General features: G+C 35.8%; 16 protein-coding genes. 9 read left to right on the top strand and 7 right to left on the bottom strand.

Translation table 11 applies throughout. From position 1 onward, the window contains the following. Positions 1-17 precede the first annotated feature (17 nt). From GWK10_RS00525 to GWK10_RS00545, 5 genes are read left to right on the top strand one after another with little or no spacing between them, the layout of a single operon-like run. Positions 18-530 carry a DUF5683 domain-containing protein gene (locus GWK10_RS00525; RefSeq protein ID WP_204263065.1) on the top strand — a complete coding sequence of 171 codons (513 nt, stop codon included), beginning with the start codon at positions 18-20 and terminating at the stop codon, positions 528-530. 4 nt (positions 531-534) lie between these two features. Further along, positions 535-1,236, top strand: a complete 702-nt coding sequence (dapB, locus tag GWK10_RS00530; RefSeq protein WP_164028950.1) for a 4-hydroxy-tetrahydrodipicolinate reductase — start codon at positions 535-537, stop codon at positions 1,234-1,236. A gap of 56 nt (positions 1,237-1,292) precedes the next feature. Further along, a complete protein-coding gene (lepB, locus tag GWK10_RS00535; RefSeq protein WP_164028951.1) occupies positions 1,293-2,837 on the top strand; it encodes a signal peptidase I in 1,545 nt (514 codons plus the stop codon). 40 nt (positions 2,838-2,877) lie between these two features. Beyond that, positions 2,878-3,498 (top strand): WbqC family protein, encoded by a 621-nt coding sequence (locus tag GWK10_RS00540; protein ID WP_164028952.1) that lies wholly within the window; start codon positions 2,878-2,880, stop codon positions 3,496-3,498. Then, positions 3,495-3,803, top strand: coding sequence for a DUF6122 family protein (locus tag GWK10_RS00545; RefSeq protein WP_164028953.1), 309 nt, complete (start codon positions 3,495-3,497; stop codon positions 3,801-3,803). The genes GWK10_RS00540 and GWK10_RS00545 overlap by 4 nt, the downstream gene beginning before the upstream one ends. 118 nt (positions 3,804-3,921) lie before the next feature. On the opposite strand, the gene GWK10_RS00550 is transcribed toward GWK10_RS00545, so the two are convergent. The 5 genes from GWK10_RS00550 to GWK10_RS00570 all read right to left on the bottom strand — a co-directional run bounded on the left by GWK10_RS00550 (position 3,922) and on the right by GWK10_RS00570 (position 8,755). Beyond that, positions 3,922-4,869, bottom strand: a complete 948-nt coding sequence (locus GWK10_RS00550; protein WP_239540683.1) for an endonuclease/exonuclease/phosphatase family protein — start codon at positions 4,867-4,869, stop codon at positions 3,922-3,924. A 120-nt stretch (positions 4,870-4,989) separates the two neighbouring features. Then, positions 4,990-5,865: a rhomboid family intramembrane serine protease gene (locus GWK10_RS00555; RefSeq protein ID WP_164028955.1), complete on the bottom strand. Its 876-nt coding sequence runs from the start codon at positions 5,863-5,865 to the stop codon at positions 4,990-4,992. Beyond that, the gene (locus GWK10_RS00560; protein ID WP_164028956.1) at positions 5,865-6,608 is read right to left on the bottom strand and encodes a rhomboid family intramembrane serine protease; all 744 of its coding nucleotides are present in this window, start codon (positions 6,606-6,608) and stop codon (positions 5,865-5,867) included. Before GWK10_RS00560 ends, GWK10_RS00555 begins: the two co-directional genes overlap by 1 nt. Continuing rightward, positions 6,609-8,462, bottom strand: coding sequence for a DNA mismatch repair endonuclease MutL (gene mutL / locus GWK10_RS00565; RefSeq protein WP_164028957.1), 1,854 nt, complete (start codon positions 8,460-8,462; stop codon positions 6,609-6,611). A gap of 8 nt (positions 8,463-8,470) precedes the next feature. Next, the gene (locus GWK10_RS00570) at positions 8,471-8,755 is read right to left on the bottom strand and encodes a riboflavin synthase subunit beta (RefSeq protein ID WP_164028958.1); all 285 of its coding nucleotides are present in this window, start codon (positions 8,753-8,755) and stop codon (positions 8,471-8,473) included. Between the two features lie 160 nt (positions 8,756-8,915). Between GWK10_RS00570 and GWK10_RS00575 the strand changes: the two genes are divergently transcribed. Next, on the top strand, positions 8,916-9,413 hold the full coding sequence (locus GWK10_RS00575) for a YdeI/OmpD-associated family protein (protein WP_239540649.1): 498 nt from the start codon (positions 8,916-8,918) through the stop codon (positions 9,411-9,413). Positions 9,414-9,481: 68 nt separating this feature from the next. Further along, a complete protein-coding gene (locus tag GWK10_RS00580; RefSeq protein ID WP_164028959.1) occupies positions 9,482-10,066 on the top strand; it encodes a superoxide dismutase family protein in 585 nt (194 codons plus the stop codon). 61 nt (positions 10,067-10,127) lie between these two features. Here GWK10_RS00580 and GWK10_RS00585 read toward each other — a convergent pair whose 3' ends face one another. Continuing rightward, positions 10,128-10,892 carry a hypothetical protein gene (locus GWK10_RS00585; protein ID WP_164028960.1) on the bottom strand — a complete coding sequence of 255 codons (765 nt, stop codon included), beginning with the start codon at positions 10,890-10,892 and terminating at the stop codon, positions 10,128-10,130. 79 nt (positions 10,893-10,971) lie between these two features. Between GWK10_RS00585 and GWK10_RS00590 the strand changes: the two genes are divergently transcribed. Beyond that, the gene (locus tag GWK10_RS00590) at positions 10,972-11,520 is read left to right on the top strand and encodes an RNA polymerase sigma factor (protein WP_317164658.1); all 549 of its coding nucleotides are present in this window, start codon (positions 10,972-10,974) and stop codon (positions 11,518-11,520) included. Continuing rightward, on the top strand, positions 11,517-12,317 hold the full coding sequence (locus GWK10_RS00595) for an anti-sigma factor (protein ID WP_164028961.1): 801 nt from the start codon (positions 11,517-11,519) through the stop codon (positions 12,315-12,317). The genes GWK10_RS00590 and GWK10_RS00595 overlap by 4 nt, the downstream gene beginning before the upstream one ends. A gap of 80 nt (positions 12,318-12,397) precedes the next feature. On the opposite strand, the gene GWK10_RS00600 is transcribed toward GWK10_RS00595, so the two are convergent. Next, positions 12,398-13,678 (bottom strand): tetratricopeptide repeat protein, encoded by a 1,281-nt coding sequence (locus GWK10_RS00600; RefSeq protein ID WP_164028962.1) that lies wholly within the window; start codon positions 13,676-13,678, stop codon positions 12,398-12,400. Positions 13,679-13,685 lie beyond the last annotated feature (7 nt).

Consider the following 13,685-nt stretch of genomic DNA (forward strand, 5'->3'; position numbering starts at 1 on the left):
CGGATAATGACAGCCTATTGGTTAAAGTTGATACAGTTAAAGCAAAATTCAAGAAAGCTCGAAGAGTAAATCTCGACCCAAATGCGCCCGCGAAAGCCGCATTCTATTCAGCGGTACTTCCTGGACTAGGCCAAGCCTACAACAGCAAATATTGGAAAATTCCTATTGTTTATGGAGCACTCGGTACTAGTATGTACTTGTACATTAATAATAACAATGAGTACAATAGATTTAGAGATGAATTTAAGCGCCGTCTTGATTTGGGACTCGACGGACCTCCAGAAACTGGTGAGTTTAGCAATTTGACCAATCAAGCCTTAATAGAAGCTCAAGAACTATTTCAGCGTAATCGCGACTTGGCATTATTAATATCGGTAGGATTGTACGCATTAAACATCATCGATGCAAATGTCGATGCACATTTACAGCAATACAACGTAAACGAGCAATTAACATTTACTCCCAAAATATTTCAAGATCCGCTTAATTTTAGTACGAGCGTGACACTTTCGATTACCTATAATTTTTAAGTTTATGCAAATCGCCCTTTTAGGATATGGAAAAATGGGTAAAACCATCGAAAAACTTGCTATAGAACGAGGTCATCAGATCATATTAACCGTTGACAAAGGTCAAAACGACTTTGATATTAGCAAAGCGGATGTTGCGATTGATTTTAGCATTCCTGATGCCGCAGTAAACAATATTATCACTTGTTTAAGAAATAATGTTCCTGTTATATCTGGGACGACAGGCTGGCTAGAACATTATGATGAGATGGTTGATTTGTGTAATCAAAAAGATGGTGCTTTTATTTATGCTTCAAACTTTAGCCTGGGCGTTAATATTTTCTTTGAATTAAATACGCAGTTAGCAAAAATGATGAAGCAACTTTCGCAGTATAATGTGAGTATGGAAGAAATTCATCACACCCAAAAACTGGATGCGCCCAGCGGCACCGCCATAAGTTTAGCGGAAGGTATCATTGAAAATAGTAATTATACTGATTGGGTTTTAGATGCAGAAGAAGATGAAAAAATTCCAATTAAGGCAGTTCGAACTCCTGATGTTCCAGGCACGCACACCGTGAGTTATACTTCGCATGTTGATACTATTGATATAAAGCACACAGCCCATAACCGACAGGGGTTTGCTTTGGGCGCTATTATTGCTGCTGAATGGATTATTGGGAAAAAGGGTGTATTTAGTATGAAAGACGTGTTAAATATTGCCTAACGGGCTTCAAACCAATAAATAAATTTTTGTTTCTTGCACAAAACTAAAACAACTGTATGTCATTAGACCTTTTTATATATGCCACCCTTTTCTTTGGGCTTTTAAATGGTGTAGTTTACTGGAAAGGCTTCGTTAAAGCCGGTAGAAAAGCTTGGGAAGCATTTATACCCTTCTATAATATTATAGTACAGCTTAAAATTATTGAACGCCCGTGGTGGTGGATCTTTTTAATCATCCTTCCGGTTATTGGCAATATTATTCTTATTGTTATTATTTATGAATGGCTGCATGTTTTTGGGTATAGAAAAAAACGCTACACCCTTTTATCTGTTATTACATGCTATATCTATCTCATTTATATTAATTATAAAGCAGACACAAAATACGTAGGTCGGGATGACGAAGTAATCATCAAAAATGTTTCTACTTGGACAAGTGCTGTTCTATTCGCAGTAGTTGCGGCGACGATGGTGCATACCTATTTTATGCAACCATATGTGATACCAACACCTTCATTAGATAAAACATTACGAGTCGGAGAATTCTTGTTGGTAAGTAAATTTCATTACGGGGTTCGTGTTCCAATGACTCCGATCGCTTTGCCAATGATTCATGATGCAATTCCGTTTACAGGAATGAGATCTTATACAGATAAGCTACAACTTCCTTATTTACGTCTTCCTGCATTCCAAAAAATTAAACGCAATGATATTGTTGTGTTTAGTTGGCCAACGGATAATTGGGTTGAATATGGTAAACCTGAAAAAGGTTTTATGACAAAGCCAATTGACAAAAAATCAAACTATGTAAAACGTTGTGTTGGTATCCCAGGCGATTCACTTGAAGTAAGAGAAGGTTGGGTCTATATCAATGGCAAAAAGAATGAATTGCCTGATAGAGCTGAACCTCAGTTCAAATATCTCGTAACGACAAAAGGCGGACAGTTTAATCCATCGTATATGCATCAGCGTTACGATCTTGATCCCGATTACTATGGACAGATTTCAGCAAATCAATATGTATTTACCTCATTAACTGTTGATGTCGCTAATCAATTAAAAAACCACCCAAATGTTGTAAGCGTAGAACGTGCAACTACACCAAAAGGGCAATCTGAAGCTCAAGTTTTTCCTGAAGAAGGAAACTACTCATGGAATACAGACTTTTTCGGTCCTATATATATTCCAGAAAAAGGAAAAACAATTGACCTGAATGTAGAAGTGCTTCCTCTTTACAAACGAATTATTACGGAATATGAAGGTCATACTTTGGCCGTAAATGGAAATCAGATAACTATTGATGGTGAGGTTTCGACAAATTATACCTTTGGTCAAGATTATTACTGGATGATGGGTGATAATCGAAATAACTCACTGGATGCAAGAAGTTGGGGGTATGTTCCGTTTGACCACGTTTTAGGAAAACCTGTATTCATTTGGATGAGCTATGATACTGTCGAAGGTGTTTCACCTCGCTGGGATCGTTTCTTTACGACCGTTGGCGGTAACGGTGAGCGTGTTTCGTATTTGAAGTATTTCCTGATTGCACTAGCATTGTGGTTTGGTATTGATTTTTTCCGAAAGAAAAAAAAGAACGGATAATTACTAACAATTCAGAATTCTGAATTCAGAATTAAAAGATGTGATTCCACTAATTCATCCATGCTATTTTGGTTCCGTTTCGCAATATGCGATAGTGAGTCAGTATGAAAAAATTACTTTCGAAATTCATGACAATTATCAAAAGCAGACTTATCGAAACCGGATGTACATTTATGGTGCCAACGGAAAACAACTGTTAAATATTCCTATACAACACCAAAGTGGTATTAAAGTAAAATACGCTGATGTTTTAATTTCTTATGCTGAAAATTGGCAAAAAGAACATTGGAAATCCTTAGAATCAGCCTACCGCACTTCGCCTTTCTTTGAGTTTTATGAAGATGAACTACAGCTATTGTATGAGGTAAAAGAAGAAAAATTATTGAACTTCAACTTAAAGTGCCATCAATTTTTAGTTGATAATTTACCACTAGAAACTACTGCTTTAGAAAGTGATCATTTCGAAATAGATCAAAACGAAGAAGACTATCGTCATCTAGTGAGTGCAAAAAAAGACTTTACTCCTAATCAGCCTATCTATACTCAAGTATTTGCTAACAAACATGGTTTTATTCCGAATTTATCGGTTTTAGATCTGCTTTTTAATGAAGGTCCTAATGCCGTTTCGTACCTCGAGAATTGCCAAATAAAGAGCGAATGATACAGCTTTTAGTTCATTATTCGCTTCACTTAGTCTTTCCGTTCTTACTTGCTTATATCTTTTTTCCAAAGCAATTCTGGAAGGTATATTTTATCTTTCTACTGGCCATGCTTATCGATTTAGATCATCTTTTAGCAACCCCTGTATTTGACCCGAGTCGTTGTAGTATTGGTTTTCACCCACTCCACTCCTACTGGGCTTTGGCCGTTTATGTTGCTCTACTTATTTTCAAAAAAACACGTATCATAGCATTGGCTTTGCTATGGCATTTGGCGGTGGATTTTATTGACTGTCAGATGATGTAAAGGAAGTAATTCCTTTATGCGCTCTTAATCTTTGTTGTTTGCTCTTGCTTCCAAAGCGTTCTCGCTACAATTCCGATAGCTATCGGGATCACTCGAACTGACATTTCTAATCTTGAAGTTATTCTTTAATAGAAAATCCGGCCATTACGGGATAATGATCAGAGAAAGGAACGCTAAAACTATTAAATGCATTGATCTCGAAATTGGCGTCTGCCATGATGAAGTCAATACGCACTGGGAAAAATCGAAAGTTAAAGGTACGTCCAAACCCAGAACCTTGTTCGATAAAAGAATCGTTTACGCCTTCTGATAATTGATTATAAACGTTAGAATATTGAGTGTTATTCAAATCGGTACAAATTATCGTTTTATAAGGGGATTTCTTTCGATGTTTATTAAATAACTCAATTTGTGTTTGTTGCATTGCAAAGGTGTTGCCAATGCGTCCGTATAGTTTTTTAGAATCTTCTTCGGCTATTTTTTCGAGTTCAGGAATTACTTTAAGCGATTGTAAGTGTACATTGTAAATTCGTATGGTATCCTGTTGCCTAACCACATCGACAAAAATGGCATTATTATGCGTATCTGGAAAATTGACCGAGCCAGCATCTATAATTGGAAATTTAGAGTAAATAGCCAGGCCCGAAGATCGTTTGTTGCTTTTTAATTTTTTGTATTTATACCGATAGCCTATAACATCCTTCCGTTTGTGAAACTCCTGCATACACAGGACACTAGGGTCATTATCCGCAATGAATTGCACTAACTTATCCCCTATGCTATCTGACTTAATTTGCTCGAAATTATTGAACAATCGAACATTGTAACTCATTACAGTGAAGTCACTTTCTGCAAAATTAGCATTGCCACCAAAGCGATATAAGGAGGTCACATGGGTAAATCCGAGTACCAAAACCAATAAGGATACTATGAGTTGTTTTCTTAATCGAAACGTCCAGTAAATAAGAAAGAGGAGGTTAACAACAATTAGAATTGGCACCGTAAGACTTAAAACGGCAATGGATGGAAACGATTTGGGAAACACATATGGCAGCGCATAGGACATTAGCAACAACAATGCGCAGATTGAGTTGATGATAAACAATAATTTATGTAATAGCCCTAGGTTTTTCAAATTGCTTACTGCAATAACGTATTTGATTGATTAAAACGACGAATAAGCTGACTAATTATCTTTTCCAGCCTGAAAGAGAAAATCCTTTTCCTGCTTGGTCAAGCTTTCATAGCCGGACTTACTAATCTTATCTAAAATTGTATCTATTTTTTGCTGATCGACAGTTTTTGTCTGCTTCTTCGCTGTCGTTTTCTTTGTTTTCTGTTTATGTACTGTTTTTAATGGCGATCGTTTTTCAGGTTGAAACATAGAACTAAAGCCATCTATCAATTTAGAGAACCATTCGCCATAATCTTTTCCGTTGAGTAAACCTCTGGCTAGAAAAAATCCGATTGCGGCACCGCCGAGGTGAGCTATAGCGCCACCAGAGTTATCACCAGCAATCCCAATAAAGTCTTTCAAAAGAACAAACACACCAATCCACCAGAATTTAATTCGAAAACTAAAAAATCGGAACTCACTATTTGGCGAATATGTACACATAAATATGCATACGGCATTCACCCCTGCCGATGCGCCAATCATTTCAGCATGATTTTCAAAAACAGGAAAAATATTATAAAAGCTAATAAATAGAAGCCCACCTGCTATTACTCCTAGAAAAAAAACATTAATAAAACGTCGTGAGTCAAATAAGTTAAAAAAGGAGTTCGTAAACAAATAAAGAATAACCATATTCCAAAAAATATGCCCAAATGTAAGATGGAAAAAACTATAGGTTACCAGGGTCCAAGGTTTAGTAATGAACTCTTTGAGATTAGAATCAACCTCAAACCATGAAAAATAATCCGGTAGAGCTATTTTGAAAAGAAACAAAATACTTCTCAATAATAATGGGGCAACAAAAATTATTACATTAACAACTATCAACTTCTCGGCAAAATTTAACCGAGTCATTTTATAACGTATGTCTTGCATCAAACTCATTAATTCCAACGGTTTTTATTGAATTGATTTTTTTTCCAATACCACATCATAATTAATCCTGTTATAGCACCTCCCACGTGCCCAAAATACCCTGTATTCCCCATTGAAACAAAGGAAATCTCCGAAATCAATCCTGATAAGAAATCGGCAATAACCAAAGATGGTATCATATACTTTGCTTTGATAGGAATGGGAAAAAACTCTGCATTCGGAAACATAATAGCAAAGGCAACCAAAATGCCAAATAAAGCACCCGAAGCTCCCAAAGAACTTGAATTATAATTCTGAAAAATCCTTCCCAGCTCTGCCTGGCTAAATTCATTATACAAAATTGAATTATACCGTCCTTCGTTTAGAAAAATTGAGAGAGATTCTTGATCCATACCAAACTCAGTCAAATTATTTACTCCTATTATGTAAGAAACATATAACGTCAAGACAGATAACAAAGCTGATCCCAAGCCAGCTGATATGTATAAGAAAATAAATTGCCTTCTTCCAAGAACTTGTTCAACACTCGAACCTACAAAAAATAGTATTAACATATTAAAGAACAAATGATTAAGATCAAGATGCATGAACATATGAGTGAAAATTTGCCATGCTCGAAAGCGTTCGTTTAATGGAAAATGTAGCACCAACGAGTCATAAATCTGACTATTAAGTAATGGTGTTTGCAATGCAATAAACACAATCACATTAATGATCAATAAATGTTTTACGGTGTCAGTAATTCTAAACATCTACAAAAACTTTCTTTCTAATTCGTCCATACTAATCGTTATAAAAGCGGGCCTATTGTCCGGAGCCAATGTAGGCTCTTTACAGGCAAAAAGGTCATTTACTAATGACTCTTGTTCTGTCACACTTAAACTCATTCCTGTTTTAATCGCTGTACTCTTCGCTATTGATTTCGCCATTAAATCAACTTGACTAAAAATAGCATCCGGTACTTCATTTTGAAAATCAGATAGCAGTTGATCAATAATCAAACGCACCTGGCTTTCTGTTATATTAAAAGGGATTCCCGTAATTTCAACGGTATCACCTTCCATCTTAGAAAAGATAAATCCCGTATTTTCTAAGTTTTCTTTTACCGATGCAATCAAGGCTACATCAGCGGTAGAGAAATCTAAAGATAAAGGAAAGAGTAGTTGCTGACTAATACCTCCTTTTAATGTCATTTGTTCTAGTAGTTTCTCATACAAAACACGCTGGTGCGCTCTATTCTGATCAATAATAAGCATTCCTGATTTTATCTTACTTACCAGATATTTATTGTGTAATTGATAGGTAGTACTTTGGTCTTCTTTCGTTTTTTGCTCGAATAAAGATCCGGTAACTTCATCCGATTCTAACTCGATCTCGTTAAAATCAATTGGTATTCCAACAGATTTAGATTCTACGCCAACATACAGACTTTCCCATGAAGCAGTATCCGCCTTTCTGTAAGTATGCTTTTTTACAGATGGATTCTTCTCCACAGTCTCAGCAAAGGGATTAAAATTAGCATCGACTGAAATACTAGGGTTACTCGGTTTTTTTTCTTGATACGAATATGGAGTATCCATGGTAGCATCCCGATCAAAATCGAGCACAGGTGCTACATTAAATTGCCCGAGACTATGTTTTACGGCCGATCTCAAAATGGCATACAAAGCATGTTCATCATCAAACTTAATTTCTGTTTTGGTAGGATGAATATTGATATCAATGCTCTTAGGATTCACCGACAAATACAAAAAGTAACTAGGGTGTACTTTATCTTTTAGCAATCCGTCAAACGCATTATTAATAGCGTGATTGAGATACGGACTTTTTATAAAACGATCGTTTACAAAGAAAAACTGCTCTCCTCTACTCTTTTTGGCAAAATCAGGTTTTCCTACGAAACCCGTGATCGTTACCAAATCGGTTTCCTCGTCTACAGGAACTAATTTTTCATTGGTCTTGGGTCCGAATATCCCAACTATACGCTGCCGATGATTTGATACAGGTAAGTTGAACAACTCCGCCCCATTATGATACATATTGAATGCGATATTGGGGTGTGCTAAAGCCACTCTTTGAAACTCGTCAATTATATGGCGAAGTTCTACCTGATTCGATTTTAAAAAATTTCTGCGCGCCGGAATATTATAAAAGAGGTTTTTAACAGCAATGGCTGTCCCTTTAGGCGCTGCTACTATTTCTTGAGAATTAACTTTACTTCCTTCTATCTTAATTTGAGTAGCTACATCTCTGTTTTCTGGTCTTGTGGTCATTTCTACATGAGCAATCGCCGCAATAGAAGCCAATGCCTCGCCACGAAAACCTTTGGTATTCAAACTAAAAAGATCTTCTGCCTGCCTGATTTTAGAAGTCGCATGACGTTCAAAACTTAATCGAGCATCAGTCTCACTCATGCCAACACCGTTATCAACTACTTGAATAAGTGTTTTACCAGCTTCTTTAATAATCAATTTTACTAAAGTCGCTTCGGCATCAATGGCATTTTCCATCAACTCCTTTACCACAGATGCGGGACGTTGTACTACCTCTCCTGCTGCTATTTGGTTAGCAACATGATCGGGTAAAAGCTGAATGATATCTGCCATTAGTTAGGTTAACTGAAAATAGATAAATCGAAATCAATAATATACAGGAAGATCAAAAGTAGAATTGCAATAATAATCAAGAGCCTTCTATTTACAGACGGATCTGATTGATTTAAATCATGAACTGCTCGGCCAATTTTTGCTTTTAACGAATGATCTTTAGTGTTGTATAACTTACTATACTTAGTAAGACGACCATCCATTTTAAAAGGGCGATCCTCACTATCATTTTCGTAATAACGTGGTTCGTAGTTGTACTTTTTGTTCTTTCTAAGGTTGTTAAATCTTCCCATAATGTTCGTATTTCAAAATTAACCAAAAACAAAAACAATGCCGAGTCTAGTTTCTGAAAATTTGTTAATTCAATCAACAATTACGTTACTTTTAATAATTATTAGCTAAACACAGGCGTGCATAGCCTTCTATTTGCAAATTTTAAGAGAAAAACAATACATGTCTAAGGCTACATTATCTACTGATTTTTTTATTGTTCAATTGCATCGTGGTTATCTAATTGAAATCCCCGCAGCGATTGCAATGCCATTTTATGAAGGTGGACATAAACGAATTCAACTCGTCGCTCAACATAATCAAAACGAGTTAAAAATTCATGCAGCGCTTAATAAAAGACAATCTCAATTTTTTGTCATGTTTGGTAAAAAGAACCAGAAAGAACTTGGGATCGAGAAGCAGGATTCCTTTAAAATACAATTGATTGAAGACAGTTCTAAATACGGAGTTGAAATGCCAGAAGAACTTGAAGCGGTATTGTTAAGTGACTATGATGCCTTTCAAATTTTTGAATCGTTGACAATGGGCAAAAAGCGGAGTATTATTTATATGATTCTAAGATTTAAAACCAGCCAAATAAAAATAGATAAAGCCCTATTACTTACTGAAAACTTAAAAAGAGGTATTCGCGACCTACGTGAGTTACTCAAACCATTTTAACAAATAGGTTGTAATTGCTATATAATCTGTGTAACTTCGTTTCAAACCGAACAAAATACTTCAAGAAAATGAAAAAACAAATCCTTGTATTGTTGTTAATACCTGCGTTTATTTTTAGTTGTAAAAACGCTAAAAAAGAAGCAGAAAAAGTTGTTGAGGAAGTCGAGGAAACTACTTCCGAAATGAAAGAAGAAATCAAGGTAGAAACTATCAAATTCGCCATGAATTCTAAAAGTGAAAGTACTGCTACTGGCGAGGTAGAATTTGCTCAAGAAGATGGTACCGTAATGATGCGAGCTGTTTTATCCGGATTAACGCCTGGTGAGCATGCTATCCATATTCATGAAAAAGCAGATTGTACTTCCGATGACGGGAAATCTTCTGGTGGGCACTGGAATCCAACTCATACACAACATGGTAAGTGGGGCATGGCAGAAGGATATCATAAAGGTGATATAGGAAACTTCACAGCGAAAGAAGATGGTACTGCTGTGGTTACTTTCGAAACCGACGAGTGGTGTATTGGCTGCGACGATGACACTAAAAATATTGTTGGTAAAGCGGTTATTGTTCATCAGGGAGTAGACGATTTCACTTCTCAACCAAGTGGCGCTGCTGGAGCAAGAGTAAGTTGCGGAGGCATTATTGAATAGTCATAGAATACAGAAAACCCTTATAAAACGAGTTGAAAAACTACTTTTTTCAACTCGTTTTTTAATTTATAGAATTATCAGTATTTGGTTTATTGATCTCATATAAACTGAATAACACCATAAAGTCCTTCTCGTTTTCGACATCTTTTCGCAATTGATTTTGACCAGAAGCAAAAGTTTTAGATATCATTCCTTGAAGCTGTTGCTTAGATAATGTTTTCTTCTTATATATCGTATACCGATATGGCCTGCTACTTCTAAATTTTCGTTCAATTTGAATACTATCATTTGTTATCATTGTGACAACATATTTATAGGTTGGGGTGTAATACTGTTTTTCTTTTCTTAGCACCGCCCCATACTTATCTTTAATGATTTTTAATTCAAATGTTTTAAAAGATAATTCATCATCTAATTCAATATTTTCAAGCCCCTCTTCAACTTGTTCAATTCTATTACTAACCGTTAACTGCTTGTCCAATTGCTTATCACTATAATTTATTATTTGCAATACTAGCAATCCTATTAAAAATAGTACAGGCAATGAGATAATGAAAGCGCCGATATAACTCCAAAAAGGGTATCGACTTTTAAGCTCCTTTAAGTTTAATATTGTTCTCACTTCGGGATTGAGAACAACTTCTTTTTTAGTATCTCTATCAACAACTACCCAGAATTTACCAACCGGTAAAATAGGAATATACCACAGATGAAAAACCTGCACATAAAACTTGAATAACATATTTTTATATGCCTCGTTTAGGCCAAGATCTGTGTATGAATAAGTCTTCCTTTTAATACTATACCGGCCTAATCTTACTCTCATAATCACTAAAACTTTTAAAGATTTGAAATATAATGTAACTAAAATATGCATTGGTAGTACTTAAACTTAAATCGTATTTTTGAGGGTAAGAAGAATGATGCAACCAGACCATTTAATTAAGAAATTGAAAGATCAAGACTCTTCCGCTTTTGAGGAGTTGTACGAAATGTACTCACAAAGTCTATATGGGGTCATTTATACCATTGTTAAAGATGGTGTTTTGGCCGAAGAACTCTTGCAAGACACCTTCTTAAAAATTTGGAATAACGCGAATACTTATACCTCTAAAAAGGGACGCTTTTTTACATGGATATTGAACATTGCTAGAAATACAGCCATTGATGCATATAGATCGAAGTCATATAATAACAAGAAACAAAACCTTAGTGCCGATAATTTCGTAGATATTATAATTTCCAACGAAGACCTTAACAGAAAAACAGATGCCATAGGTATCGAAAAGTTTGTACATAAACTTAAAAAGAAATGTATCAAGCTCATCGACCTTCTTTACTTTAAAGGCTACACACAAAAAGAAGCCGCAGAAGTAATTGAGATACCGGTGGGAACTGTAAAAACACGACTTCGTAAATGTTTGAGCGATTTACGTGAATTGGTAAAAGAATGAAGGTAGAAGAATACATATCGTCAGGAAAACTAGAGCTATATGTAGCCGGTGCACTCTCACAAGATGAAGTGAACCAACTGCATGAGGCTATGGAGGAACATCCCGAATTAATTCAAGAAATTGAACGGATAGAAAATGGGATTTTGGCATTAACCAAATATAGTGCTCCTCCCCTTTCTGATACAGTTTTAGATAAACTCAAAACGGCAATTCAACCAAAAGAACCAGCTGTAATACCATTACCAAAAGAATCGAAAAAGACCAATTGGTTAGCAATTAGTGGATGGGCAGCTTCGGTTATATTAGCTGCCGGATTAGGTTATACATATATACAAAAGCAGCAGCTAGAAACAGACTTCGAAACAGTCTCTAAAGAAAAACAAGTTCAAGAAAATCAATTGAATGACCGAATTGCGGACATTGAATCAATGCAGTTATTGTTAGAATTGACAAGAGACCCAAGTGTCTCTCAGGTGACTTTAGCTGGCCAGGTCGCAGATCCAGATTCCTATGCCAAAGCATACTGGAAAAAAGATGAACTTATTGTGTACATTGATGCCATGGGCTTACCAGAGCCACCACCTGGAAAAGTATATCAGGTATGGTCTTTAAAACTCGATCCATTGACTCCAACAAGCATCGGTTTACTGGATGATTTTGATCGTAATGAAGATCAAGTATTTGAGTTAGCGAATGCCAATAATTCTGAAGCATTTGGTATTACCCTCGAACCAGAAGGGGGCAGCGAAAGTCCTAATTTAGAGCAGTTATATGTACTAGGAGCAGTAAGCCCATAACTACTTCATTTAGAACAAACAAAAACCCTAGTCATTACAACCAGGGTTTTCTAACCAACCAAAACTCAAAAAACTAAACGCTACAACTTTTGTATTTCTTTTTCATAGCTGGGGCCTAATTCAAAGGTCGCGTCAATTAATTCCTTTTTTAGTGTGCTGGCTTTTTCATTTAAGTAATTAGCCTTGTATATTTTGGCCGCAATTAACTGTGCAGCAGGTTCGTAGGTTTTATCAACTACAAATTCATTAACTATTTCGAGTGCTTTTTCTTCATCCCCAGCTTTTAATGTGGCGTATGCTAAAAGCGCATAGGATCCTGGAGTTGGCCTGTTGATCACTTCTTTTTCAGCCAGTTCTTTACCTATTTTGGGATTATTGTAATCATCTATTAATACGAATGCATTGTGATGGTCATACATAACACCGTAATCAGTATTAGCAATCAAGTTCTCATATGCTGTCATATACTTCTTGGATTGCTCATCATCATGCAAGCTTTTTGCAATTTCACCCATCAACAAATAATGATCTGGTGCTCTGCGTCCGTTAGTAGCACTTTCTAAGAGAGCTAAGGCTTCAGCAGGCTTCTTTTCATACGAATATAATATCCATGCAACTCCTTTTTTTGCGTATACATTATCTGGAGCTATTTCTAATGTTTTCACATAAGAATCGTACGAATCCTTAATACGACCATCATGACCGTAGTAATCGCCCAAATTGGTGTAAGCCCAAACCAAAAGTGATTGATTATTTGCAGATTCTGCCTTTTTAAGCGCCTTCTCCATATATCGGATAGTAGCGGCTAAATTGCCTTTGTAATCACTGTATTTCGCAACGCGAATGAGGTAATTAAAATCAGATGGATTCTTAAAATTATTCAAATTCATTTCGGCTTCTACATAATTTCCCAACTCCATATTTATGTCAAACAGTATATACTGAAGTGCATTTACTGAGGTCATAGTTTCATATGGCAATAGGACTTTTTTCGCTTCTTTAAATCGGTGTTGCGTGATATAATTTTGAGCTAAAGCCATCGCAAAAGACTCTTTTTTAATCGCAGAAACATCAAAGGCTTTTAGCAAACATTTTTCAGCATTCTTTAAATACTTAATGTTGTTAGTATGTTTAAAAATCTGACTGTATACTTGAGCAGCACTAGATAATGCTGTTAGTTGAATACTATCGCTTTTAATTTTTGTGTTCCAAAAATCAACGGTCTCTCTAAGCTTAGATTCTTTATCTGATACTGTTTCAGTAAGAAACTGTTCATAATCGGATGGTGAAACAACCACTTGCTCTTTATTTGAGCAAGCGGTAAAAATCACCATAACAATCATAACTAATAATGATCTCATAATGTCT

Origin of the sequence: Spongiivirga citrea, from assembly GCF_010671565.1 — a bacterium.
GTDB classification, from domain to species: Bacteria; Bacteroidota; Bacteroidia; order Flavobacteriales; family Flavobacteriaceae; genus Spongiivirga; species Spongiivirga citrea.